The organism is Deltaproteobacteria bacterium (assembly GCA_018668695.1).
In the GTDB taxonomy this organism is placed as follows: domain Bacteria; phylum Myxococcota; class XYA12-FULL-58-9; order XYA12-FULL-58-9; family JABJBS01; genus JABJBS01.
On the sequence record JABJBS010000341.1, the window covers coordinates 1 to 26,521 of the forward strand.

General features: G+C 50.7%; 22 protein-coding genes. 10 read left to right on the plus strand and 12 right to left on the minus strand.

Annotation, left to right across the window (positions count from 1 at the left end; all coding sequences use genetic code 11):
* Together ileS and HOK28_19470 are read left to right on the plus strand one after the other, a co-directional pair.
* Positions 1-2,322 (plus strand): isoleucine--tRNA ligase (gene ileS, locus HOK28_19465; GenBank protein MBT6435284.1); only part of this gene is annotated, 2,322 nt, incomplete at its 5' end.
* A gap of 5 nt (positions 2,323-2,327) precedes the next feature.
* Positions 2,328-4,865, plus strand: a complete 2,538-nt coding sequence (locus HOK28_19470) for a leucine--tRNA ligase (protein MBT6435285.1) — start codon at positions 2,328-2,330, stop codon at positions 4,863-4,865.
* Between the two features lie 59 nt (positions 4,866-4,924).
* Here the strand turns inward: HOK28_19470 and HOK28_19475 are convergent, their stop codons facing one another.
* The 3 genes from HOK28_19475 to rpsN form a co-directional block, all read right to left on the minus strand.
* On the minus strand, positions 4,925-5,566 hold the full coding sequence (locus tag HOK28_19475; protein ID MBT6435286.1) for a histidine phosphatase family protein: 642 nt from the start codon (positions 5,564-5,566) through the stop codon (positions 4,925-4,927).
* A gap of 90 nt (positions 5,567-5,656) precedes the next feature.
* Positions 5,657-5,926: a 30S ribosomal protein S18 gene (locus HOK28_19480; GenBank protein MBT6435287.1), complete on the minus strand. Its 270-nt coding sequence runs from the start codon at positions 5,924-5,926 to the stop codon at positions 5,657-5,659.
* Positions 5,927-5,949: 23 nt separating this feature from the next.
* Positions 5,950-6,255, minus strand: coding sequence for a 30S ribosomal protein S14 (gene rpsN / locus HOK28_19485; GenBank protein ID MBT6435288.1), 306 nt, complete (start codon positions 6,253-6,255; stop codon positions 5,950-5,952).
* A 399-nt stretch (positions 6,256-6,654) separates the two neighbouring features.
* Between rpsN and HOK28_19490 the strand changes: the two genes are divergently transcribed.
* From HOK28_19490 to rpmG, 3 genes are read left to right on the plus strand one after another with little or no spacing between them, the layout of a single operon-like run.
* The gene (locus HOK28_19490) at positions 6,655-6,897 is read left to right on the plus strand and encodes a type B 50S ribosomal protein L31 (protein ID MBT6435289.1); all 243 of its coding nucleotides are present in this window, start codon (positions 6,655-6,657) and stop codon (positions 6,895-6,897) included.
* Positions 6,898-6,947: 50 nt separating this feature from the next.
* Positions 6,948-7,187, plus strand: coding sequence for a 50S ribosomal protein L28 (gene rpmB, locus HOK28_19495; protein ID MBT6435290.1), 240 nt, complete (start codon positions 6,948-6,950; stop codon positions 7,185-7,187).
* Positions 7,188-7,205: 18 nt separating this feature from the next.
* The gene (rpmG, locus tag HOK28_19500) at positions 7,206-7,376 is read left to right on the plus strand and encodes a 50S ribosomal protein L33 (GenBank protein ID MBT6435291.1); all 171 of its coding nucleotides are present in this window, start codon (positions 7,206-7,208) and stop codon (positions 7,374-7,376) included.
* Between the two features lie 99 nt (positions 7,377-7,475).
* Here the strand turns inward: rpmG and uvrA are convergent, their stop codons facing one another.
* Positions 7,476-13,112: an excinuclease ABC subunit UvrA gene (gene uvrA / locus HOK28_19505; GenBank protein ID MBT6435292.1), complete on the minus strand. Its 5,637-nt coding sequence runs from the start codon at positions 13,110-13,112 to the stop codon at positions 7,476-7,478.
* A gap of 112 nt (positions 13,113-13,224) precedes the next feature.
* Entirely contained in the window at positions 13,225-14,007 is a 783-nt protein-coding gene (locus tag HOK28_19510) for a DsbA family protein (GenBank protein ID MBT6435293.1), read from the minus strand.
* A 146-nt stretch (positions 14,008-14,153) separates the two neighbouring features.
* Here HOK28_19510 and HOK28_19515 point away from each other — a divergent pair, with 146 nt between their 5' ends.
* The gene (locus HOK28_19515) at positions 14,154-14,588 is read left to right on the plus strand and encodes a hypothetical protein (protein MBT6435294.1); all 435 of its coding nucleotides are present in this window, start codon (positions 14,154-14,156) and stop codon (positions 14,586-14,588) included.
* Here the strand turns inward: HOK28_19515 and HOK28_19520 are convergent, their stop codons facing one another.
* On the minus strand, positions 14,589-15,485 hold the full coding sequence (locus HOK28_19520) for a hypothetical protein (GenBank protein ID MBT6435295.1): 897 nt from the start codon (positions 15,483-15,485) through the stop codon (positions 14,589-14,591).
* 159 nt (positions 15,486-15,644) lie between these two features.
* Here HOK28_19520 and HOK28_19525 point away from each other — a divergent pair, with 159 nt between their 5' ends.
* Entirely contained in the window at positions 15,645-16,157 is a 513-nt protein-coding gene (locus HOK28_19525) for a hypothetical protein (protein MBT6435296.1), read from the plus strand.
* Here the strand turns inward: HOK28_19525 and HOK28_19530 are convergent.
* The 5 genes from HOK28_19530 to HOK28_19550 all read right to left on the minus strand — a co-directional run bounded on the left by HOK28_19530 (position 16,141) and on the right by HOK28_19550 (position 22,670).
* Positions 16,141-17,091 carry a glycosyltransferase gene (locus HOK28_19530; protein ID MBT6435297.1) on the minus strand — a complete coding sequence of 317 codons (951 nt, stop codon included), beginning with the start codon at positions 17,089-17,091 and terminating at the stop codon, positions 16,141-16,143. The two genes, HOK28_19525 and HOK28_19530, sit on opposite strands and share 17 nt — an antisense overlap.
* A gap of 120 nt (positions 17,092-17,211) precedes the next feature.
* Positions 17,212-18,462, minus strand: coding sequence for an O-antigen ligase family protein (locus HOK28_19535; protein ID MBT6435298.1), 1,251 nt, complete (start codon positions 18,460-18,462; stop codon positions 17,212-17,214).
* On the minus strand, positions 18,459-19,094 hold the full coding sequence (locus tag HOK28_19540; protein MBT6435299.1) for a hypothetical protein: 636 nt from the start codon (positions 19,092-19,094) through the stop codon (positions 18,459-18,461). Before HOK28_19540 ends, HOK28_19535 begins: the two co-directional genes overlap by 4 nt.
* A 16-nt stretch (positions 19,095-19,110) precedes the next feature.
* Positions 19,111-21,750: a PBP1A family penicillin-binding protein gene (locus HOK28_19545; GenBank protein MBT6435300.1), complete on the minus strand. Its 2,640-nt coding sequence runs from the start codon at positions 21,748-21,750 to the stop codon at positions 19,111-19,113.
* Between the two features lie 29 nt (positions 21,751-21,779).
* The gene (locus tag HOK28_19550; GenBank protein ID MBT6435301.1) at positions 21,780-22,670 is read right to left on the minus strand and encodes a hypothetical protein; all 891 of its coding nucleotides are present in this window, start codon (positions 22,668-22,670) and stop codon (positions 21,780-21,782) included.
* 276 nt (positions 22,671-22,946) lie between these two features.
* Here HOK28_19550 and HOK28_19555 point away from each other — a divergent pair, with 276 nt between their 5' ends.
* The 3 genes from HOK28_19555 to HOK28_19565 all read left to right on the plus strand — a co-directional run bounded on the left by HOK28_19555 (position 22,947) and on the right by HOK28_19565 (position 25,878).
* Positions 22,947-23,762, plus strand: a complete 816-nt coding sequence (locus HOK28_19555; protein ID MBT6435302.1) for a hypothetical protein — start codon at positions 22,947-22,949, stop codon at positions 23,760-23,762.
* Complete coding sequence (locus tag HOK28_19560) at positions 23,737-24,636, plus strand: hypothetical protein (protein MBT6435303.1); 900 nt, start codon at positions 23,737-23,739, stop codon at positions 24,634-24,636. The genes HOK28_19555 and HOK28_19560 overlap by 26 nt, the downstream gene beginning before the upstream one ends.
* 111 nt (positions 24,637-24,747) lie before the next feature.
* A complete protein-coding gene (locus tag HOK28_19565) occupies positions 24,748-25,878 on the plus strand; it encodes a hypothetical protein (protein ID MBT6435304.1) in 1,131 nt (376 codons plus the stop codon).
* Positions 25,879-25,885: 7 nt separating this feature from the next.
* Here HOK28_19565 and HOK28_19570 read toward each other — a convergent pair whose 3' ends face one another.
* Complete coding sequence (locus tag HOK28_19570) at positions 25,886-26,497, minus strand: hypothetical protein (protein MBT6435305.1); 612 nt, start codon at positions 26,495-26,497, stop codon at positions 25,886-25,888.
* Between the last annotated feature and the right edge of the window lie 24 nt (positions 26,498-26,521).

Sequence of the window (26,521 nt, forward strand, 5' to 3'; positions counted from 1 at the left end):
GTGGTCTACCGCGACCTCAAACCAGTACACTGGTCGATCGCCAACCAGACGGCGCTCGCCGATGCAGAGCTTGAGTACTACGACCGAGAAGATACTTCGGTATTCGTTCTTTTCGCCGTTAACAATGCCGGCAATCTACCCGCAAGCCTCAATGTCCCCGAGGGTGAAACTGTTCATGTGATGATCTGGACGACCACACCTTGGACACTTCCTGCAAACCTCGCAGTTGCTGCCGCAGCAGGTGAAGAGTACGGCCTCTACAAGTGGACTCAAAATGGTAAAACGACCTTGGGCATCTTGGGCGGCGCACTTTCCGAGAAGGTTCTCGGCATGGGCAAAGCTGAAGATATCAGCTGCCTGGGTACATGCACCGGCCAAGAGCTTGCCGATGGTGAGATTGTTTACCAACACCCCTTCATTGAGCGTACGGGTCCAATCCTTACCGCCGACTACGTCACGCTTGAAGATGGTACCGGCCTTGTTCACACTGCACCTGGCCATGGTCAGGAAGATTATCAGACCGGTTTAAAAGTGGGTCTTGAGATTTATTGCCCCGTCAAAGGGGACGGTACCTTCGATGAAACCGCGCCCGAATGGCTCCAGGGTAAAGACGTTTGGAGTGGCAACGGCGAAGTTGTGACGCACCTGCGTGAGTCGGGTCACCTCTTTTTCGACCACCAGTTTGATCACAGCTATCCGCACGACTGGCGCTCCAAAACACCGACCATCTTTCGTGCAACTGAGCAGTGGTTCATCTCCGTTGACCGCGAAGTCAAAGGTGAAGGCAAAACCCTACGTGAGATGGCTCTGAATGCAACAGACAACGAAATTGAGTTTATCCCCGACTGGGGTAAGAGCCGCCTTCGCGGTATGCTCGAATCACGCCCCGACTGGTGTATTTCTCGCCAGCGTTCATGGGGACTGCCGATTCCTGCATTCATGAAAGAGGGCTTTGAAACGCTTCTCACGCAAAAATCGGTAAGAGCTGTTGCGCAAACGGTTCGCAAGGAAGGCGCTGGATTCTGGTTTAGAGCGAGCGTCGAAGACATCCTCGCCGAATACGATCCTGCACAAGATGAAGATGCACCTACCTGGCTTCGTGAAAAAGGCAAAGCAGGGCTGAGTGAACTCACCGCCTCCCAAGACATCTTTGATGTATGGTTTGAGTCTGGCTCAAGCTGGAATGCAGTTCTTAAAGAAAGAAACCTCGGTTACCCATCGGAATACTATATTGAAGGTTCCGATCAGCACCGTGGTTGGTTTCAGCTATCGTTACTGCCAAGCCTCGTGTCCCAAGGCCGTGCTCCCTTTAAGTCTCTGCTCACTCACGGATTCATCGTGGATGCACAGGGCCGAAAGATGAGCAAGTCGGTTGGCAACACCATCAATGTTCAGGACCTCTTGGATAAATACGGCGCAGATATTTCTCGCTGGTGGGTAGCAAGTCTAAACTTCGTCAACGACATCAAAGCTGACTGGGCATTCTTTAAGAATGCAGCCGAAGAGTATCGCAAGGTTCGAAATACTATTCGTTTCCTTCTTGGGAACTTGCAGGATTACAACAACGAGACCGACCGCTATACCTTTACCGACGCGGACAAAGGCAGCCTCGATGCTTGGGCCATGGTCCAGCTTGATCACCTCATCATCGAAGTGCGTGATGCGTACGAAACTTTCCAGTTTCGCCGAATCCGAGATGCGGTTTTCAACTTCTGCAATGACAGCTTGAGCGCGGTTTACATGGCGGCCATTAAAGACCGTCTCTACTGCGATGCAACCGATTCAGCCCGCAGACGAAGAACCCAAACGGTTCTCTTTGATATCGCAGACAATCTGCTTCGCTTGATTGCACCTGTATTGGTTCACACCGCAGACGAAGCTTGGCTTAAGCTCCACGGTAAAACTGAAGAGATGGACGAGTCTATTCACCTTCAGCGTTTGCCTGAGTCTCGTGGACTCGCGCAGGATCCTAACTGGACCCTTACGATGGACATTCGCAGTGAAGCACTCAAGGCTCTCGAGCATGCAAGAGAAAGTGGCACGATTACCAATCCTCTGGATGCTGGTATCGCGGCTGTTATCGATCCGGAACGCTTTAACGCGATCACCGAATATGCAGAAGAGCTGGCTGACCTATGCGGTGTAAGCCGGTTTAGCGTTGCCTCTGGCGACGCAACTCAATTTGAAATCAGTGACCTCGCTGAAGAACCACGCTGCCAGCGCTCCTGGAAACGTGACGGTACCGTAAGTGAACGAGATGGCGGCTTTATGCTCAGTGAGCGCGATGCTGCCGTTGTGGCCACTATGGATTTGGAGAACTAAGCACTATGCGCTACGAACCCGCTGAAATTGAACCACGTTGGCAAAAAGCCTGGGATGAGCAAGAGCCCTTCAAAACTCCAACGAGCCTTGAAGAACTTGGCGATAAGCCAAAGTATTACATCCTAGATATGTTTCCTTACCCTTCGGGCGCGGGGCTGCATGTTGGCCACCCTGAAGGCTATACCGCCACAGACGTCCTCGCTCGCTTAAAGCGTATGCAAGGCCACAATGTACTCCACCCAATGGGTTGGGATGCCTTTGGTCTTCCGGCAGAGCGCGCGGCTATGCGTGAAAACATTCACCCAGCGATTATCACGAAGCGAAACGTTGATAACTTTCGCCGTCAGATCAAACGACTTGGTTTTTCATACGATTGGAATCGCGAAGTTTCGACCACCGATCCTGAATACTACAAGTGGACTCAGTGGATCTTCTTGAAGCTCTACGAAAAAGACCTCGCATACCTTGCGGAAGTACCAGTCAACTGGTGTCCTGCACTTGGTACGGTCCTGGCTAACGAAGAAGTTAAAGACGGTAAATACGTTGAAACGGGAGATCCGGTAGAGCGTCGCAATATGAAGCAGTGGATGCTTAAAATCACTGCGTACGCAGAGCGGCTTATCGAAGACCTCGACCTGCTTGACTGGCCAGATCACGTTAAAGAAATGCAGCGTAACTGGATTGGTAAAAGCACGGGTGCAGACATCCAGTTCAAGGTCCAGAATGAGGGCGGAGCATTCACGGTTTATACCACTCGCCCCGATACCCTGATGGGAGCAACCTACTGCGTATTGGCACCTGAACACCCACTCGTTCTTAACATTGCAACCGACGGCCAACGCGAAGCTGTTACAGGCTATGTCACCGAGGCTAAGGGTAAGACAGATCTCGCTCGAACTGACCTCAATAAAGGAAAGTCTGGCGTGTTCACGGGTGCCTATGCAGTGCATCCTGTTACCGGTCAGAACGTCCCTATCTGGGTCGCTGATTACGTTTTAATGAGCTACGGAACCGGTGCCATCATGGCCGTTCCAGCCCACGATGAGCGCGACCATGAGTTTGCAAGCAAGTACAGTATTCCGATCGTTGAAGTCGTCTCCGGCGGCGAAGATGTGCAGAAACAAGCCTATTCAGGCGACGGTGTGCTCGTAAACTCCGACTTTCTCAACGGACTCGGTGTCGATGAAGCCAAAACCAAAATGCTTGATTGGCTCGTCGACAACGACCGAGGCATTAAGCGCGTTCAATACCGCCTGCGCGACTGGTTATTCTCTCGCCAACGCTATTGGGGAGAGCCCTTCCCGCTTATTCATATGGAAGATGGCACCTCGATGCCTATCCCAGAAGACCAACTTCCGGTCGAGCTGCCACCCGTTGATGAGTACAAGCCCCGCGAAGACGGTGAGCCGCCTCTGTCTCGAGCAGGCGATACTTGGCTTAAGGTCGAACTTCCAGATGGTCGTGTAGGCTACCGGGAAACCAACACCATGCCGCAGTGGGCAGGTTCTTGTTGGTATTACCTACGCTACATCGATCCCAAGAACGCTGAAGAAGCTTGGAACAAGGCATTAGAAGACTACTGGATGCCAGTGGACCTTTACGTAGGTGGTGTGGAGCACGCCGTACTGCACCTTCTCTACTCACGCTTCTGGCATAAAGTGCTTTATGATTGCGGTCTGGTAAGTACCAAAGAGCCATTTCAAAAGCTCTTTAATCAGGGAATGATTCTGGCGTACAGCTTCAGAGATGAAAACGGTAAGTATTACTCTCCAGAAGATGTAGACAATTCAGGCGATAAGCCCGTCGCCAAAGGTACAGGCTTAGCACTCGATTCTAAAATCGAGAAAATGAGTAAGTCACGGCTCAATGTCGTCAGTCCAGATGAAGTCATCGACCAGTACGGCGCAGATGCCATGCGACTCTATGAGTTGTTTATGGGACCGCTTGAGCAGGTCAAACCATGGCAAATGTCTGGTGTTGACGGCGTTTCTCGCTTCTTGCAGCGTGTTTGGCGTCTTGCGGTTGATGAGAACAGCGGCGAATTACAAAGCCGCTTAACAGATTCTCCAGGTAGCTCCGAAGGCGAGCTATGGAAGACGCTGCATAAAACCATCAAGAAGGTTGTCGAGGATACTGAAGCCATGCGCTTTAATACCGCCATCAGCCAAATGATGATTTTCGTGAATGAAGCGACCAGCAGTAAAACCCTTCCACGGGAAACACTAAGCCTCTTCACCCGCGTACTGGCTCCTTATGCGCCGCATGTATGTGAAGAAATCTGGAATCGTCTAGGTTCCGAAGGCCTCGTCTCCATCGCCGATTTCCCGGCACATGATGAAGCACTTTGCACCGAAGACACCATTACTCTCATCATTCAGGTGAATGGTAAGAAACGTGACACTTTGGATGCGCCGAAGGATGCATCCAAGCAAGAACTTGAAAAGCTGGCACTGGCTTCGCCTAACGCGGTGAAATTTCTAGACGGTAAAGAGCCCAAGCGGGTGATTGTTGTTCCAGGAAGACTTGTGAACATCGTTATCTAAAACGGGTCACATCAAAATCTGATTTAAAATAGTCGCCCAAGGGCGGCTATTTTTTTGCCCTAAAGAGCGTAGGAAACAGATGTTTGCAGCAAGCTTTCATCAACATGAGAGACGTCTCCCATACCCATCACCCACCAGTTACCTTCAACAAACTTCAAATGGTGAATACTGGTATTGAAAACCTTGAACCGAGTCGTGACCTTTTGGTCCATCCCGAGCAAGCCTTTGAGCACCACTCGAATCCAACCACCGTGGGTCACCGCCGCAATCCGCTTGCCTTCATAATTTTGAGCAATATTCTCCAAAAACTTATCAGAACGGCTGAGCACATCGTTGATACTTTCACCGCCAGGGATAGAGCAGCTTGGCTCTCTATCTAAAAAAGACTTCCATGCTTCTGGATGGGATGCCTGAATCTCCGGTTGAGTTAAGCCTTCAAAAACACCCATGCCCCTTTCACGAAGTGAGGCGTCCGCCTGAATTTCAAGAGCATGGCTTTTCGTTAACGCCTCAGCAGTTTGCCAAGCTCGTCCCAAATCGCTCGAAAAAACGTGGTCCAACACCTGGCCCTCAAAACGTGTACCCAAGGAGGCAACCTGAACTTGGCCAATCTCATTCAGATCGCTGTTTAGTTGTCCCTGAAAACGCCCCTCTGAATTCCAGAAGGTACGGCCATGGCGAATCAATAATAGGTCAGTCATAGGTCACCCCTACCCTAAATATACAAAAAAAAAGACGCTGGGGGAAAACCAGCGTCTTTTCAAACGGTTGAGTTGTGATTTGAATCGTTCTTAACGGTTTGTGTAAGGAAGAAGCGCTAATTTACGAGCGTTCTTCACTGCAGAACGCAAAGAGCGCTGCTGCTTCGCAGATAAGTGACTGATTCGGCGTGGAACAATCTTGCCGTGCTCAGATACGAACTGCTTTAAAAATTCAACGTCTTTGTAATCGAACACCAAATCGCTTGATGGGCGAGGACGACGACGTCGTGCAAACATAGGTTGTGAATCTCCACGGCGTCCGCCGCGGTCTTCTCTTGAATCGTTATTTCTGTCTTCCATCGAATTACTCCGCTTTTCTAAAATTACCAGCTAGCCTTGACTACGCCAGGCAATTCGCCGCGCAGAGCCATTTCACGAAGGGCAATACGTGAGATTTGAAACTTACGGTAATAACCGCGAGCTCGCCCACTAATTCGGCAACGGTTACGAATACGCGTTGCGCTTGCATCACGAGGCTGAGCTTGCATTTGAAGCTGTGCTTCTGCCTTCTCTGCTTCAGAGCTTTGTGGGTTACGAATGATTTCTTTCAGTTCTTTGCGCTTCGCCGCGAACCGAGCTGCAGTTTTCTGCCGCTTCAGATTACGATGTATTTGACTCGTCTTAGCCATTTAAAAACTCCATCACAACAACAACTTATTCTATGTTTCCCAACAAGCTGTTTTGTAAACCGTATAGACCACTGTAATTATGGTCTTTTTCTATAAGTGCCTACGGTAGACGCTAATAAAAGCACCACCGACGGGCGGAAAGTCTTGCACGGATATTTCTAAATCGCTGAAATAGCAAGTCTAATGCTTTGAAAAAGCGGCAAATATTATGATCTCAGGATCCGCACCAAATCAATGCCCCTAGATATAGTAGTGCTAAGAGTAAAAGGTGGCCAGATGATCCACTTGAGCCCCGTTTGATCAACAAATAATCCGAAAGACATTGCAATACTTTAATATTTTGATTACGAGCACCCTTCCGGTTCGCCTGAGAATCGGAATTTTAAGGGAGAATCAGTGATGAAAGACGGTATTCATCCAAAACTAAATAATGTCATCTTCCGTGACGCATCAACTGGCGATGAAATCATGTCACGCTCCACTCAAAGCAGTGGTGAAAAGCGCGACGTCGATGGTGTGAGCCACTTCGTAATCAACTGTGATATTACGGCCTTTTCACACCCCTTCTACACCGGTAGTCAGCGTCTCATGGATACTGAAGGTCGCGTAGACCGCTTCCGCCGTAAGTACGGTAAGAAGTAAGCCAACACCCTCCAAGGTGTTAACGAACGAAGTTCAAGTAGGAGTAAATCATGTCTCGAGTGTGTCAAGTGACAGGGAAGAAGCCGATGTTCGGCAACAACGTGTCCCACTCAAATATCAAGACCCGTATGCGTCAACTTCCAAATATTCAAAAGCGTCGCTTTTGGGTGGAAGCTGAGCAACGTTGGGTTCAACTGACTGTTAGTGCCAAGGGCATTAAGGTTATTAACAAACGCGGTATCAACAGTGTGCTTAAGGACATCCGAGCACGCGGTGAACGTATCAAGTAAGCTCCGGAGGGTAATACCATGCGAGAAAAAACCCGATTGCTTTCAACTGCCGGTACTGGCTACAGCTACTACACGACAAAGAACAAAAAAGCGACACCAGACAAATTGGTCTTCAAAAAGTATGACCCTATCGTGCGTAAGCACGTAGAGTTCAAAGAAGCCAAAATGCCTAGCCACAGTAAGCGCTAAGCTACACTGTTGGTTCATGTGAATCGAAAAGCGACTGGTCTCCTACCCAGTCGCTTTTTTGCGTTTTGACAAATAGGCCCATTTACTGAGCATTAAAGCTCACTCTTGCAAATAGTCACGAAGATACTTGGCCGTAAAAGAGCGTTTCGACTTCATCAGGTCTAATGGATGCCCTTTAGCAACAATCCGTCCACCGCTGACTCCGCCCTCAGGTCCTAAATCTATCATCCAATCCGAAGCTGCCATCACCGCCAAGTTGTGCTCAATCACGATGACCGTGTGCCCCGCATCCACCAAACCATGCAGTAGCTTCAACAATCCATTCACATCACTTCCGTGAAGCCCCGTGGTCGGTTCATCTAAGATGTAAAGCGTCGGCTTAGATGAGCCTGCACCCATTTCACGAGCAAGCTTAATGCGTTGTGCCTCGCCGCCCGATAGGGTTGGAGAGGGTTGCCCCAACGTTAAATACCCCAAACCGATCTCCACAAGGAACTTAAGCTGGCTTGCGATTTTGGGAACGGGCTCAAATAGAGCAAAAGCCTCGGCGCAGGTCATCATCATGACGTCGCCCATGCTGTGCCCCTTATAGAGGACGTCCAACGTGTCGCGATTGTATCGCTTGCCACGACAGACGTCACAATTGACATAAACATCCGGCAAAAAGCTCATCTCGACGCGTATTCTGCCCTGGCCTGAGCACGACTCACAACGCCCACCGGCCACATTGAAAGAAAACCGCCCCGACCCATAACCGCGGGCGCGAGCCTCAGGAATCCGTGAAAAGAGCTTTCGGATCTCGTCCAACACTCCCACATAAGATGCAGGGACTGAACGCGGCGTTTTACCGATCGGAGACTGATCAACTTCCACCACACGCTCGATATTACCCAAGTCGGTGATGTCATCATGGTCACCGGCTTTAAGAGCACTCGAATCAAACCGGCGCTTGAGGCCGCGGTACAGCACCTCCCTCACCAAAGTTGATTTACCGGAGCCAGAAACTCCGGTTACACAAATCAATGCCTTACGTGGAAAAGAAACTGTCACCTCTTTAAGATTGTTTGCCCTCGCTTGATGTACGGTGAATGCTCCGTCACAGCGATCTTTACGCCTGGCCGTCATCTCTGGCCGCTGAGTCATCCATTGAGCCGTACGAGACTCCTGAGAGGTTGCTAAGCCGTCTGGTGAACCTTCATAAACCACCGAGCCACCGGTTTGGCCCCCGCCTGGCCCCAAATCGATAATATGATCTGCCTCGAGTATGGTCTCTTCATCGTGCTCCACCACAATCACACTGTTGCCGTGATCTCGCAGCCCTTTGAGCGTTTCTAATAGTCGACGATTATCCCGAGGGTGTAGGCCAATTGTTGGCTCATCCAAAACGTAGCAAGCCCCCGTTAACTTCGATCCTAATTGAGCTGCAAGACGAATTCGCTGCGATTCACCACCGGCGAGCGTATCGGCCCGGCGATTTAAGTGAAGATAGCCAAGGCCCACTTCCAGCAAAAAGCTTAGGCGGGAGAGTATTTCGTCTTTTAACCGTTCACCCAGAAGACCGTCACGCCCCTTGAGTTTGAGCTTAGAAAAATGGTGGTGAGCATCTTTCACATTCTTCTCGGTGACATCAGCAATCGATAGCCGTTGAATGAATACAGACCGCGCCGTTTCGTTGAGCCCCGTTCCACAGCAGTCCTCGCACCGCGAAGACACCCGCAAGGTATCAAGCTGCCTGATTAAAGCCTCTCGCTCCGTGGTCTGGTACACCCGATTAAGCCAAGGAATCATTCCTTCAAACTTTGTATCTCCGTGCCAAAAGGTGTTCCACTGTTTTGCAGTGAAGTCGCTCAACAACTTTTTCGTTGGGATTTTCGCATCTTGGGATTCCTCCAAGACGGTCTGCTTGTTCACGATTTTCTTCAAACCGCGAAGCTTGTAAATTGCAAGTTCCGTGTCTGCGAGACCTTGACTCAAATCGGGTGCAATCAAACCAATATCAAAAGCCGCCACTGAACCCTTACCGCTGCAAGTCTGACAACCGCCGCGTTTACTATTGAATGAGAACAATCGGGGGTCTGGCGGCTCGAACGCAAGCTCACAACTTGGACAATTATTGTTGAGCGATAGAAGCTTGGATTTTGTTTCGCCCTTCGGGAAAACCGCAACATCGCCACCCGACCAGTGAATCGCTCGCCTTACGGAATCACTCACTGCGCCTAAGTCTTCGGCCGCGATACCACCATCCATTAAGAGAGCGATGTCGTGCTCTTGATAACGACTCAGCTCAGGAAGCGTCTCCTTATTGAACCGAACAATTTCACCGTCGATCAAAGCAGCTCGAACTCCCAGACGCGCCGCTTTGGCAAAAACGTCTTTATGAAAACCCTTGCGCCCGCGGATGACCGGAGCAAAAAAACTCAAAGTCTTTCCAGCAAACTGTTCCGTAACATCGGCCACAAGCTCTCGAACCGACCTAGCCTGAATTGGAACAGCGCAGCCTGGACAATATTGACGCCCCACCCGGGCATAGAGCAATCGAAGGAAATGGTAGACTTCAGTCATCGTAGCGACGGTTGAGTTTACCGCGCCCCGCGTTGTCCGCTGCTCGATAGCAATTGTCGGTGGCAGTCCTGTCACCGCCTGCACATCAGGCCGGCTAAAGTCGCCTACAAACTGCCTGGCAAACGCGGACAAAGACTCCAGATACCGTCGCTGGCCTTCTGAATGAATAATGTCGAAAGCAAGTGTCGACTTACCAGACCCGCTTGGTCCCGTGATGACCACAAACTGGTCCCGCGGAACCCGTACATCGATATTTTTTAGGTTGTGCTCATTCGCAGCTGTAATCTCAATATGCGTCTCAGAGTTAACAACCAACTCAAGCAAGCTCTTTGAACCCTCACCGGAAGGTCTCGGAACATCTTTGAGAAGAGCTTTTAGGAACCTCCCCGTATGGGAATCTTTACACTTTGCAACATCCTCCGGCGTCCCAACAGCAACGAGGGTCCCTCCTCCGCTGCCGCCCTCAGGCCCCAAGTCGATAATACAGTCTGCCGCCTTCATAACATCGAGATTATGCTCCACCACCACAACCGTGTGACCCTCTTCAACCAGCTGGTCCAAAGACTCCAGAAGGTTGGAAATATCATCGGGGTGCAGTCCGGTCGTTGGTTCATCCAGGAGAAAAAGACCACGCCCTTTACCACTTTGCTTGCGAACCTCGGCCAAATGCTGTGCGAGCTTCAAACGCTGCGACTCGCCACCTGACAATGTCGTCAGGCGCTGACCCATTCTGAGATAACCGAGTCCCACATCTACCAAAGCCTGCAGTGGGCCAAAGATATCTTGAAACGCTTTAAAGGTGTCTCGAGCCTGGGAAACCGTCTGTTCTAGGACATGAGAGACATTCAACCCATTCCAGGTGATCCCCAAAGCATCCGCTCCAAAGCGCTTGCCCTCGCAGTCGGGACATTCCAGTGTCACATCGGATAAAAACTGCATCTCGATGCGCTCAACGCCATCTCCCAAACAAGTTTGGCAACGACCGACGCCTGAGTTAAACGAAAAGAATCCTGGCTTGAGGGATGCATCCTTCGCTGTTCTCGTTTTGCAAAAAAGCTTCCGAATACCATCCCATGCTTTCACGTAGGTCGCAGGTGTTGCCCGGGCCGAAGAGCCCACGGGGGTTTGATCCACCATGGTCACAAAAGCCATTTTATCCAGGCCTTTGACGGCATCACACTTGCCCAAGTATTCGACAGGCTCACCCCTTTGGCGCTTCGAATGCGCAAACAAAACATCATGAACCAAAGATGACTTCCCGGAACCGGACACACCGGTTACACAGGTAAAAATGCCAACCGGGATCGTGACATCAATCCCTTGCAGATTGTTTTCCGCTGCGCCTTGAATCTCAATCACATGTTTCGTGGATAAGCTGCGACGACGAATACGCGTTTCAATTTCTTCCTCGCCGCGTAAATAAGCTGCGGTAATTGAGTCCGTCGATTCGAGAAGTTCTTCATAAGATCCGGCATGGATGACTTCGCCCCCGAACTCTCCTGCACGCGGACCCATATCGATGATGTGATCTGCCTCAACCATGATGCTTGGTTCATGCTCCACCACAACCACGGTGTTACCCTGATCACGCAGACGCTTGAGCACCCGAATCAGGCGCTCGTTATCCCGCGGATGAAGACCTGTAGAAGGTTCATCCAGTACGTAGAGCGTTTCCACCAAAGCCGATCCCAGAGCGGTCGTTAGGTTCACACGTTGAACTTCACCGTTGGAAAGCGTTCGCGACTGACGGTCTAGCGTGATGTAACCAAGTCCAACCTCCTCGAGAAACAAGAGGCGATTGCGAACCTCCAGGAGAAGGGGTTCAGCAACCACGTTAAGTGACGCTTTAAACTTGAGCTTCGACATAAAATCCGAAGCCTGACTGATGGTCATCGAATAGATATCGGAAATGTTCTTGTCTGCGATGCGCACCAAAAGGGATTCAGGCTTAAATCTTTGACCGTCACAACTATCACAAGTGATATAGGTGCGGTAACGAGCCAAAAGAACTCGGACATGCATCTTGTAGTTCTTCGTCTCTAACCATTTGAACCAGCCCATCACGCCGGGGAAACGACCTTGACTCCAATCGCGCCAATCCGTCTCACCATTGAACACTAAATCTCGCTGCTTCTTGGTGAGCTTGCCAAAAGGCTTGGTCATGGGAATACCATGGCGCTTACAAAACTTCTTGAGCTCGCCGCGCTCCCATTCGGTCTTTTCGGTATTCCAAGGCCGGACAGCACCATCTTGAATCGAGCGCCGCATATCCGGAACCACCAGATTCGGATCGATTTGAATCACGCGTCCAAATCCCTTGCAGGTCTCACATGCACCTACCGGACTGTTGAATGAAAAATGATTCGGCCCCGGCTCAACATAGGTCTGCTTGGAGTGGGGGCAATAAAGCTCCGAGGAGAACTCATAATTTCGGTCCCCCTCAACCAGCACCTCGACGTGGTGATTGCCCAGTAGCATGCCCTGTTCCAAAGCCTCCACAAGGCGCTTTCGCTTCGCCGGAAGTTTTAGGCGATCCGCGACGACTCGAAGCGGTGTTTTCAGCTGGGCATCGGAAGCTTCTTCAATACGAAGCGGCTCATCGTCGACCAATACGCGAGTGCAACCGAGGCGCCCTAAAACCGACCGAATCGCATCCGGTGCAACTTCATCGGGCGCATATTGGAAGACGACCCAAGCACGCCCTTGCTCTGGCATACATTTGAGCAAGTCCTTGGCTGCACTCTGCGGCGTGTCGCGGACAACCTTGTGCCCGGTGTGACTGTACATCGTCCCAAGCCGAGCAAAGAGCACCTTCATGTGATCACAGATCTCGGTCATGGTGCCCACTGTGGAGCGTGAGGTACGAACCTGATTGCTTTGGTCGATTGCAACTGCCGGCACCACACCCGTCATCGATTCGGCTTCAGGCCGTGGCATGCGCGCTAGAAATTGCCTGGCGTAGGCTGAAAACGATTCGACGTAGCGGCGCTGACCCTCGGCATACAACGTATGGAAAGCCAGTGAGGATTTCCCAGAGCCCGACACACCGGTAATGACCGTGAGCGCATCCTTGGGGATATCGACATCGACGCCTTTGAGGTTGTGCTGAGTGCATCCACGAAGAGAAATCGTACGACTCTTCTTCAAACTTCTAGATGTAGGACCGTCTGGCATATGATCCGCTTACACCAAGGCCGATGACTTGAAAAGGCTGCCTGAGGACACAAAAAAAAAGCCCGGGACCAAATGAATGGTTCCGGGCTTTTCGTTCTAACAGGCTTGAAGCTTAAAGCTTCTGAGCACCCTTAGCAACGATGTTCTTAGCGTAGTAATCGCCGCGAGCAACGCCGCTTGCCTTGGCCTTCTTAAGCTCTTCGTCGATGAGCTTTTCGAAAGCAGGGAAAGGCTGAGCACCGCTTAGGAAGCGGCCGTTTACGAAGAACGCAGGCGTTCCACGTGCACCAAATTTCGCAGCGAGCTTCTGCTCACCAAGAATTTTGCTCTGGTACTTGTTCGACTTGTAGCAAGCTTCCCACTTAGCTACGTCAACGCCGGACTTCGTTGCGTAATCCTTAAGATTCGCATCCTCGAGCTGCTTCTGGTTTTCGAACATCAGGTCGTGATATTCCCAGAACTTGCCCTGCTCACCAGCACACTCGGAGCCCATAGCAGCGGGCATTGCACGCTTGTGGAAACTAAGTGGGTTGTGGTTGAACGCTACACGAACGTCTTTGCCGTACTTGTCCTTGACCTGCTTGAGGGTAGGTCCTACGCGCTTGCAGAAGGGGCACTGGAATTCACTGATTTCAACGATGGTTACCCATGCATCATCACTTCCCATTATGTTGTGGTCCTTCTTAACAGGAAAACCATAAGTCTTTCCTGCATCCGGGCCAGCACGACGCTGAGGCTGCTTACGAGCAGCTGGGCCAGCCTTGGCTACTGCATCAAGTTTCGTCAGGATTTTTTCCTGATTTTTTTTCAATTCGTCCATTTCAGCGCGTGATACACAGCCAGTCATTCCAGCTACTACCAGCAACGCAACACATACGCGTGTAATTTGCTTCATCAGTTTCTCCTTAAGAACTTCCCACAATTCAACGGGGGCTATGCAAAGAACACTATTTTCGGGGAAACTGCAACCGTAGAAAACGCCGCAATCCGCAACGAAATGCGAAAACTTGCATCGCCTAACCCTCGCGCTAAAAAGAGTTTATGAGCACGCGACCTTATCGAATTACCCGCGACGGAGAAGGGCCGATTCATCCCGGTGACCGCTTCACCATTGACCGAACCTTCACAATCGAAGATGTTAAACTATTCTCGACACTTACCGGCGACAACGGGGCGCACCATCTCAAGCCTGATGCGGACGGACGGGTTATGGTCCATGGCTTACTCACCGGTAGCCTTCCCACCATCCTTGGAGGCGCCCTCAACTTTTTGATCGGAACCATGACCTATAATTTTTATGCTCCGGTCTATACGGGGCAAAAAATCACATGCTCATTGATAATTGAAACGGCCGTTCCTGCCAAAAGTGGCATGCAGTTAACTGCCCGTATTGAATGTATCAACCCTCAAGGGGTCGCTGTTCTCACTGGAAGCTGCTCAGGTAGGGCCAAGTCGGCAATTCCGCAACTGGACTAATCAGCGAACTCGCAACGCCGCACGCTCTTTGGGACCTGGAAACCCACGCACCAAATAACGTTCTGGAAACGTACCTTGAGGCAACATCAGGCCCTTCATCAGAGAATGTAGCTTCCGAAATTCGACAGCGACAACTTCACCATCTGTTGGGGCAAGCTTCACGTATGCCGTTCGCGGAAGAAGCGTCTGAGCATCGGTTTCATAAAGGGTTGTCACTGATGAGGAGTTGCCCTGAATAATTTGTTCAAGTTCGTACCCACCAACCTTCACATCAGGTGCCACTGCTTCAAGTGCTGGTTTTTGCTCAGCGTAGTCCGCAGATAATTCCTGTAAACGCAGATCACGAAAAACACGGAGTGAATCAAATCGCCGCTCAGCGACCAATCTAGTCCACTTTCCATTTTCGTCCCGAGTGAGTGGAACTTTAGTGAGGCCGTCATCCGCGGGTAATTCGAGGTTATCCGCATAACGCCCCATTTCGATCAGTGCTTGCTCATCGTTGAGCCCACAAACCACGAGAAGTCTCGAGTGAGGCAAGAGAACAGCTGGGCCACCTTCAAGGCCTAAACCGACTAAAGTTTCCGGAAATAGAAGGGGTACACCTGCCACCGGCTCTTTAAACCGCGCCGCAAAAAGGCCCCGCCCTATTTCTTCGAAGTTTGCAACGACACTTCTGCGGGCTTCTTCGAGAGCATTGTTCCAGGCGGCGTCGTCATCACCGACGGCAGCCGTCATATCAACCCACAAGAGGCCGCCGAGAAGAACACCGGGAGGCCGAACCGCATCCGTTCGCCCAGCAGCTTTATCTCGGTAATGTTCGTTAAGAACACTCGATGCCTTACGAAAACGAATCTTGGCTTTGCCTGTGTTTGAATCAACAATATTTAATTTATTCATCCAATGCATCCTGGAACAGGCGCAGATTGTGGTGCTCACCGCGCATTTCGATTGTTTGCGTCGCCCGCATGGTTGCCCCTATAACCTGCAAAGTATTGCTCTGTGAATAGTCTGAATACTGATGACGTCGAAGAGATATGTCAGCAAAGGAAAACAGTAATGAAAATTCAATGTATGACCGCACTTACAGCTATATTACTCGCGATCGCGGTTCCACAATCTGCCTCTGCCGGCGCCAAGGGCGTAGGGATTGGCGTAGCGGGAGGCTTTGCTTGGTCCCCAGACCAACTTGAGAACTCAGATGACGTTGGAACGGGCTACGGTTGGGGATTCTTCGTGGATATCCCTCTTACCGAAACATTCTATATTTCACCCGCAACGACCATTTACGAATTGAATCTGAGCGGTGAGAAAAAGCCGGTAACAGACATCGACCTAAACTTTAAGTTCATGATTCCATTGAATAAAATGAAGCTTTCACTCGGTGTCACGGCAGGTGTTACCATTGCCGAGGACACATACCACGGACACTGGGGAGCTCTTGGATACTTAAGCTACAACCTCGTTTCCAATATCGATATCTTCGTGATGACCCAGTACAAACAACTGGTTCGTACCGGCAAAGAAATCAACGATCTACACAACTACTTGGGTTTTATGTTCCGCTTCTAAGGCCAAGTACTGTCTCATAAAACGCTGCCACTTTTCGGGCCGATGATTCAACACTGAATCGTTGAGCTGTCTCTAAGCCTCCGGCCACCAATGCCTTGTGCATCGCTTTATCGTTCAGCACACATTTTAGCTTTTCCGTAAGACTCGCCGGATCCTTAACCTTGGCCACCAGCGCATTTACACCATCGGTTGTATAGCTCTTCATTCCACCCACACCGGTCGAAACCACAGGCACACCGCAGGCCATCGCTTCCAGCCCCACAAGGCCAAAGCCCTCACGGTGAGAGGCCACCACGACTGCATCCGCGCCGCGGTAATAGGCCGGTAAATCAGAGAGGAGCACCTGCCCTTCACATACCAGCGCCTCACTGACGCCGGCTCTTTCGGCCATGCTCTTTAGCCAATCAGTTCGGGGGCCACCTAAGGCAACCAATTCCACGTCAACGCCCGACTGTCTTAATAAAGCCAGAGCCTGAATCCCCTCTTGCCAACCCTTGTGCTCCACGGTTTGCCCTACCATCAAAATTCTCTGACGGCGCTGGCGTGCAGAGTGCTTGAGACCTTCTGGTGAAAAAATGCCGAGGTCGACACCTGTAGGCGCTACCAACGTGGGTGCAGGCCAACTTCCGAGTAAGTGCTCCGCACGTGCTCGCAGAGACTCACTTACGAAGTGTAATCCGCTGCATTGGCGATAGATTTGCTTTTGAATCAATCGGGTTGCGGGTGCTTGCGCGGACTCAACATCGCTACCATGGGCCGTTAGAATCAATGGCACGCGAAGCAGCTGCGCCATCGTCCAGGCCACTCCTGATGCCACGCCAATATAATGTCCATGAACCAAATCGTAGTCGCGTTCTCGAATACTTTTTACGACCCCGCGCGCCGTCATTCCCAAATAGGAGCCAAGCCCCCGGGCACCGTCTTCACGTCGCACAACGTCAACCCTGCAGCCTGTAAACTGTCTAAGACCCTGGTTCAATGTGGCTACGAAAGAACCAAAACCTGGGTCCTTCAGTTCAGGGTACATCCCAGTGACACACAAAACGCGCAAATCTCAACTCAGCTTTCCTGCCTCTTGCTCCGAGGCTTGTATGACGACCATCCGTAAACCAACCCAAAGCGCAAAGAAGTAAAATGTAACTTTAGGGATATCTAAAAGATTATTCGTTTGCGACTGCAATGCAAAGCTTACGAAAGTTGCTACACCCGCCAAGGCTAAAATTCGTGCCTTACCCGTTTGCCGGCGAACCTGGACCGCAAAATATAAAATCGGCACGGCCAATAAAAGTGCAGTTAATACCGCTCCCCCAATACCATAACGAAAAAATGCGTAGAGAATGGAGTTGTGAGGAGTGCTGCCAGCCACACCAAACATCGTATGGTATCGATTGGAGTTCGCAAAAATGTACTCGAGATATGCAGTATCTCCGTGACCCAGCCACGGGCTATCCATCGCAGCCTCTATCGATGCCGCATAAAGCTTGATTCGGTCATTCTTATCCAGAAACCTTTGAGCAAGCCCCGGAGTCATCAAGATTCCCAAGGCACCAGCTGCCACCACAGAGCCGATGAGTTTTAAACGACCCAAGATTGCCAAGGCGAAAATGAGCCCGCCCAAGAGGGCCACAATACTCATACGGGTATAGGTCGCCAACATGGCTCCAGCCACAATCAAGCTACCTAAAAACCAACCCTGACGTGCCCAGCCCTCAGCGGTTTTCCCAAGAGCAAAAAGAATAGGTACAAACATCATCAGGTAGGCCGATACGAAGTTCATTCCTTGCCCATTTGAGGTGTTGAACGTGCCAACGATGCGGCCGTGTCCGCTGCCCGCCAAGCTTTGTGTAGGCTCTTCTGTGAAATAAACCCCAACATGCCATGGGCCTGAGTAGTTGAGGAAAAATGAGCTCAACCCAAACACGGCTTCCAGCAGTGCGCATAAACAGCAAAGAGAGAGAACTTTACGTGCGTCTAGGTTTTCAACAACGGAGGCGTAACCCAAAACAAAAACGAGATACATCCCAACTCGAGCCGGTCCGCGCATCAAGGCCTTCATGAGAAAGAAATCGGGAATAAAGATGTTTGCTAAAATGCCGAGTGCAAACAGAGCCATCAACACCATCACAATGGGCCCTGGGTCAGCGAGCGGTCTCATCATTAGAATAAACGCGGCCAAGCAGGTTGCAATCAGGGGCAGGCAGTCGTCACTTCCCACGGGGGAATGAAATCCAATATCAGGAACCAAGGCCGAAAACGCCACACAGCATACAACAACCCAGCTCAACGGTGTGAATCGATCCGTCATGACGTCTCGTTTTGCTCAAGAATCTCTCGGAAGATAATCATGACAATTCCCAGGAAGAGCCCAAGAAAGAGAGACATGAATGTCGTTCGTAGAAACCCTGGCCTCATATCCCGGACTTCTTCAAGCACTTTGAGAGCAAAGGTATTGCGACTGAAAACCAACTCCTCTGTTTGGGGCAGTTTCCCAAATCGCTCTCGATAAAGCTCTTTGGCCCCCGCAAATACTCCATCAATGATCTGGTTATGCTCCGTCATCATCCAGTTACCCGCAATTTTTACCATGGAGACTGCTAAGTCCTCCGTAGATGCGTATGCTCTCAACTCAATCATATTCGACTCAAAACGAACTCGAGCAATCATATCGGCACCGGGAGCGCCGGCCTCTTCTGTAACCCGCTGAACAAAGCCCGTGGAACCTGCTTCTGTGGCAATCGTATTCAGTGAGAGCATCCCGTAGCCCGGGCCAATAAAACCAACCCTAACCAAGCCCACCGCCATGTAACGCGATGGCAATAAGCTCACCACAAGCATCACAAGTAGCCAACAGGTTATCATATAGGTGAGTAATAACTTCCAGCGTTTACGCATGGTACGCGTAAGAAGAACAACAAACGGTTCAGATTGACGAGCCATAAAAACTTGAGCCTTTTTAAAGCGGAGTGTCTGCTCCGAAAAGATCCATTTCGTTCGGGTCTAACACCACCTGATCAGGTGTGAAGTCGACTGGCTCGGTGCCTGCGCGATAATATTCCGTGGCAACGCGCGCTGACTCAGGGCGTGCCAGTAACCCCGTTTCAGGATCGATATTAACACGAACAACTCCAGGGGGCGGCGTAAATGAGCCTTCCGCTAACCTTGGTGAACCCGAGCGCCGATAATCGCGAAGCGCCTTATCCATATACTTCAGCCATATCGGTAATGCCGTCCGGCCTCCGAATTCACCACTGCCAAGGGGCCTTTCCTTCGTATCGTGACCCACCCAAACCCCAGTTACTAGGTTCTTCGTAAATGCCATAAACCATGCATCGTAGGAATCGTTCGTGGTCCCTGTTTTACCGGCCACTGGTACTCCCAGAGCAGTCGCTCCAATACCGGTTCCTGACTCCACAACATTCTCCAGCAAGCTCACCATCACAAATGCTGATGCTGGGTCCAATGTTCGCTCAGTCGGCTGTGCAAAACCTTGGTAGGCTCTGTCTAAGCGCGTACCAAAATCGCTGGTCGCGTCGGTTGGAGCACTCTTGTCTTCAAGCACGGTACCATAGCGATCAACAACACGCCGGATGTATTTCAGTTCACGTCGCTCACCATACTGGTTCAAGACAACATAAATTTTAATAAGCTCTTCCATGGTCGTCGCCGAAGAGCCAAGGGCTGTGCCCAGCTCGGGCTTGAAAAAACAAAATCGACATTCTTCAGGCGGGTTCTCCACGCGGCAATCCGGGGTGTCGTAGAACTTTTCCTTCATCCCAAAGCGCTTAGCATTTCGCAAAATATCTCGGATACCAACCGCATCAGCGATACGCAGCGCCGGTGTATTAATGGAATCTTGAAGACAAGTTCTCATCGGTAATTGACCGCGAAACTGCTGCCCTGCGTTGTTAGGCTTCCAGCGGAGGTTATCGTCGGTACGAATAAATGGTTTATCGTCGATAAGCGTTGAAGGCGTGTAGTCAAGCTTATCGATGGCAGCTGAATAAACAACTGGTTTGAATGCGCTGCCGGGCTCCCGGCAAGCCTGGATAGCACGGTTAAAGCTAGACTCTTCGAAATGGTAACCACCAATCAGCGCCACCACATAGCCTGTTTTGGGATCCACGCTCATCAATGAGCCTTGAGCAATCGGCTGCTGTACGAGTCTAAAAATCTTTCCTTTTTTGGGAACGGTATCCACTACCTCCCAACCGTGGGTGTCACGGCTCAGTGCTTTACGGGTCGTGGTTTTCACTGTAATCACATCGCCCACTTTAAGAGCGCGGCGAGTATCGCGAACATAGTGACCATCCCACCGCTGAGTGGGGTCAGGAGTACGAGCCCACCGCATTCCAGCCAATGGCAAGAGTCCGCTTAGACCTGCAACATCAATTTTAGCCTGGCGACCTTTTTTCGTAAAACCCGTTACCTGTGCCACGTAAGTTTGATTCGCGTTTAGCTCTAAGGGCTGACCCTCAACCAGTCCGAGTTCAATTCGAGAAGCTGCACGAAATTCTTCACGAATCTCTTTGGTTAGCAGATGTGCCAACGGCCCTCTAAAGCCTTGGCGTTCATCGAGGTCGTGGAGACCTTTGTTAACCGCCACTTGAGCAGCTTTCTGATACTCCGTGTTAAGCGTCGTATAAACCTGCAAGCCCTCTTCCAGGACAGCCCGTGCTCCATAACGGTGCACCAACTCGCGTCGAATATGTTCCGTAAAATACGGCGCAACTTCGAGGTAAAGCTCCCGGCGAGGATAGACCGTAAGCTCCTCAGCTAAGGCGATATCGTGCTCTGCTTGGTTGATATAACCTTCGGCCTTCATTCGTCTCAGCACATATTTTCGCCGCGCGTAAGCAGCTTCGGGACGCGAGAACGGTGAGTAATCACTTGGCCGCTGAGGTAGACCGGCAAACGTAGCCATTTCAGCAATCGAGAGTTCCCAAACATTTTTTCTAAAATAATGCTCAGCTGCCGCCTGCACGCCATACGCTTTGTGACCAAGAAATATCTCGTTCACATACATGTACAATATTTGGTCTTTCGTAAGCACCGCTTCCAGGCGCAGTGCCAAGATAGCTTCTCGAATCTTCCGAACCAAAGAGCGCTCTGTTGCAGACTCATAGCTTTCGTAAGCAACCAGCACGCTCTTGGCCACCTGCTGGGAAATGGTCGAAGCTCCTCGTAGCTTTGAACCAGGCTTTCGAATCTTGTCGAATATAGCCTGCATGACGCCAAGAATATCGACGCCCATGTGCGTGCGAAAACGCTTGTCTTCGGCGGAGATGAAAGCGTTGAAGAGTTGGATCGGGATTTTCTCAACTGGGACTAAAACTCGCCGCTCTTCAGCGAACTCGCCAATTAACTGATTGTCCAAGGAATAAATTCGGGTACCAACCCGCGGCTGATAATCGTCTATCGAGTGAAACTCGGGAACAGTCGGAGCGTAATACGTATAAATGCTCACCGCCAAGGCGCCACCGGCCACCGCTCCAGTCAAAGCTAGAAAAATGCCCAGCCGAAAAATACGGCTGAGAAAGCTTCGTTTGGTGGGGTTTCTTACCTTGAATGAACGTGTAGTTTGGCGTCGATTCATGTGCGGCGGATATCACAGCAGCATTAAAGTCACAAACTCCCAAGTGCCTCAAAACCAAGGGTCATCGACTTTTCACGAGGGTGATGAATCATCACCTCAGTGCCCTTCGCAATCGACTCCGGAATGACCAATGAGCGGTCCGCATCGTAGAGCGTAAGCGCTGGGCTTTGGGTCATTTGCAGTGCCGCATCCAGTGCCTTGAACCCGCCATAGTAGCCTACGCTGGTCAAAGTCTTACCTCTGAAACGGCCCAAACCGGTATCGAGCCAAATTTCCTCATCACTTCCACGCAAATTGCCTTTGGCGAAAGCCACCGCCCATCCCTTTGCATTCGCCTTAGATTTGCCAACAAAGCGGCCCAAAAGCCCTCTTCCAAGTACTGGGACACCCATTTCACCTAGTAAATCAAGGCAAGCAACTCCTAACTCCAGGTTTTCAACTCGTAAAACAACTTTTTTGTCGGCCCCGTGTTGTTTGATCAAGTTTGCCAAAACATCAGAGAGTTGAGGCCCTTGATGGTCTAGAGCGGTCGACCGCACAACGAGGTGGTCCACTGGAGGCAGTGATATTACGCCGGGTATCAAACTCGAGAGTACCAGGGTACGCCGCTTCCCATCGTCGATTAAAACCCCTGCTTCACCCGCCTTTGAGCCGAGTTCGACCAGCTGGACTTGCCGCCCTCCGAAACCCATCCATTGCCGAAAAGTTGCAGGTAAAACGCCGGCTTGCAGCCCTGCGCGATCCAACATGCCCGCGCACACGATACTTGTTAACAGGCGTTCGTGCCGAGGTGGTAACGTGTCTTCTATACGGGTGCCAATGACGTGGGATTTCTTGCGCTCAGCACCTATCCAAAGAGGTGTCCCGCGGACAAAGACCCCGCGGTCAATGCCAATATCCAGAGCTGCCGAAGATGCCATCGATTTCTAGTTCTCCAAGGGAGCCGTGCTCCATTTTTGGGGGTGGCTCTTGTTGCCACAGTCTCAAGCATCCGTAAAGAAAAAGGTGCGCCGGCTGAAATAGAGAGAGCATTAAAAACTCCAGCAATATCAGCACACTAGGGGTAACGAGGGGTATTCCCCAGATGCCAAGCTCAAAAGATCTCAAAAAGCAGAGAAAAGACGCAACCCAAAGTGCATCTCAGCGATAATAGATCTGTAAGCTCGAGATGTATTTACCATGAGTGGGAGAACTCGATGTCAGATGACAAAGTCGAATCACGTCGCAACCGAATCCAAGAGGGTCAAAACCAGTACAAGAAGTACCTGGAACACCTCGACAGACTTTATGCTGACACCGACGGGCCACAGAAAACTGAGCAGGTAAAATTTCAGGCAGATCCTGCAAAGTCCGGCGTAGAATCGACCCAGACTCTCACTTTGAAGGAGCAAAATCTTCTTCTTCAAACAGACTTGGTAACACGTAACAATCCGAAGGTCGGTGACAAACGAGAAGATGGTACGCGATTTACCCAGCAAACCGCTGGCTTGAACTCTGGCTTAAGCCAACAACAAGCAGGTGTTGGACTTAGGCAACCAAGATCAAACCCAGCACAGAATCGTAAGCCTCAAGACCAAAAAGTAAAAGCAGCTCAGCTTGAGCACCGCTACGAGGTTGCCATCGATGACAATGAAGAAGGCCTCGACCGAGTGAAAAATCCGGCCACTTCAGGAGCGGTCGACGCCATGGGCAACCCAATCGTCCAAGAGATCCCACCCGTCTCAGAAGCCACCGCTCCAGTTGTAGAAGCTGTGACCCAGCAAGAAGAGACGACACAGGCCGCAGCCGAACTTGATCCAGACCGCACACGCGTAGACGTGACTCCAGAGGAGCTTGGTAACCCTGAGACTTGGTACCGAGATAAATTCGCCGCCGGCGCAGAAGTTGTCCAAGGCGAAGTTGAATTCGAAGACAGAGATAAAACAACAACAATGTCAAAATCAGACATGGCTTCGCCTGACGAAGCAACAGTAAGAGTGAAGCGCGATGAAATTCGAAAGGACACAGAATAAACCCTTTCAGCTCAACTTGAGCCAGGGTCCATCAACGACGAACCGTGTTTTCGCATGGTTTTACGCATACGCATTTATTCTAATTTCCTTACACTCACCCTTGGTTCAAGCTGGCGACCTTGCCTACGCACAAAGCCCTCACGATACCAGCGCAAGCGCTCAAGACATCTTCAATCTATTTGACCAGAAAAGCAGCACCGCTTGGTGCAGTGCTACCGCTGAAGGCACCCAAACGCATCACGTTCAGGTCGCTCTAAAGAGTCGGCAAACCATTGAACATATCGAACTCAAACTCCGAACGACCCCCGTTGCACCTCTCCAGGTTGAAATAAGCAATGGCCACCACTCCGTGATGTTTGCCCTTGTGGGCCAGAATCTCCATATCAAATTCGACCAGCCTTTCTCAGGGCAGGTTTTCGATTTTTACTTTGAGAATGTAGATGAACAAACGCCCCTATGTATCAGTGAACTGAAAATGCTCAGCAACGGCAAAAATCTAGTAAAACTTCCTGCAAAGAATCGTCTGCGAAAGACCAACATCGCCGGCACATGGTTTGAGGGAGCGCCCGGGACTACCGAAAAGAAATTGATTTTCTCCATCGATGGAACTTGGAGCTGGGTACACAAACCGTTTTTCGGGAAACAAGAAACTCGTGTCTCAGGTAGCTATGTCATCCACAACGATGTTTTGACCTTAAGTATTAAAGGTACACATCAAACCTGGAAAACAACTCTGGCCAAAGACAGAGTTCTTATCGACCCCGATGCATTTGATGCACCAGACTTCGACTACGACACCCTGCTGCTTCAAGGCTCTCAGCCTCATTTTATCGCTGGAAGCTATAATAACGCACGGTTCGACTCGATGAACTGAGCCTATACGTATCTACATGTAATGACTGCTTTGAGGCGGATTCTCTTATGTGGACCTGAGTCAATACAAAGAGTATGACTAAGCCTTAACTCGCATCACCAAAGTAGAACAATGAAACACTCTTTCCTTGCAGGTTCATGTATCGCTTTAACCATCTGCCTTATGGCTTGCACCGGTTCATCTGAAGAAAACTCTGGGCCAAACGGCTTGGACTATCCTCTCGATAATGATGGCCCCTTTGAAGTAGGCTACACCACCTTTGAAACCAGCTACACACCTCCCGGGCAAACACAGCCTCGCACGGTCCCCGTGTTCATTTGGTATCCCACTGAAGACGTTCATAACGACGACGCCGTGCCACCGACGCAATCCCCAATCTACATCGATCTCTTTGTTGACTCGGATACTATTATTGATGCCACACCAGCAGCCTCCATCTATGAGGCAGGCTACCCTCTGCTTGCCTACAGTCACGGCAGCCAAGGCGTTGCTCAAGGAAGCTGGCGTCTTATGCGATACTTCGCAAGCCACGGCTGGGTTGCCATGAGCGTAGGTCATATCGGTAATATGCTCACAGAAGGCAGCGAGGCATCCAATACCTCCGTTGAACACTGGCACCATCGCCCTCTTGATATTTCCGCCGGTATTGACGCCTTGGAAACTCTTATCTCTCCGGCTGCACTGGCTGGGCAAATTGATACAAGCCGTACTCTGCTCACAGGCCATAGCCGGGGTGCGTATACGACTTGGGCAGCCGGTGGAGCGACCTACGATGTAGAAAACATTCAAAGCCGCTGCGACAACGGCAACTACCCCGACGGATGCAGCGAAGAGGCTATTGCAAGCTTTAGCCAAGGCTTTAGTGACCCTAGAATTAAGGCGCTTATCCCAACTGCAGGAAGTGGCCACGGCGAATTTTTCGACGGGGTTCAGGGACGCGATGCTGTCGCCCTGCCTATGTTTATGATGACCGCAACCGAAGACCAGGTGGGTGCTGAATCCGTTTATGAGAACACCAACATCGACGACTTCACTTGGGTAGAGATCGAAGGCGGCTGCCACGAGCTCTTTAATCTTGGATGCGGACGTATGGAAGACGGTAAAAAATTCCCGATTGTTACCACTTATGCCCTCGCCTTTGGGCGGCGCCACATTCTAGATGACACCAGTGAAAACACAGTCGGTATTCTAAACAATACCGTCACTGTCTCCGAGTACGTCACAACGTTTAATCAAAAATAAGAGAAGGCTAAAGGCTTAAGCCGCGGCGCAGCTCATCGCGCAATTGTTCCAACTTTTGGACCAACGTATCGCGTGTTTCTTTGTCGAAGCCCTCATCCTGACGGCGCAGAAAAGCGAGAGTTTCTTCAAGCTCACGTAAATGTTCCGTGTCACGTGCTCTCAAGTGATTCACGGTTCGATTTAAAGTGTCGAAAAAATCTTTAAACTCATCGCCGCGACGTAGATCTCGAACTTCAGGATAGCCGCCCTGGCCTATCAAAGAGATGTATCGACGGGCCAAATACATGGGACCAGACATGCGGTGCGTAACCAAAAGTCCGACCATTAATAAAACGACACCAATGAAAACAATGCCGCCGGCAAGAAGCAATAAGAACCGTTGGTCAGCTGCTTGGACTTCCACCAGAAGTGCGGGGTTTTGCTCCAATAAAAGTAAAGATGTGTTCTCGACGTGGCTTGAGTAAAGCAAAAGCCCCATTGCTGAAACAAGAGCCATTCCCATGGCCGCGACTAGGCTCGCGTACTTCCACTGAAACGCCTTATCCACAATCGCAAAGAAACGTCTTTTTCGGTGCCCACTGCTAATCACGTGACTTGTTTTAGAATCTACTGAACTCATCTTTGATTCCTACGCCTGATCCAA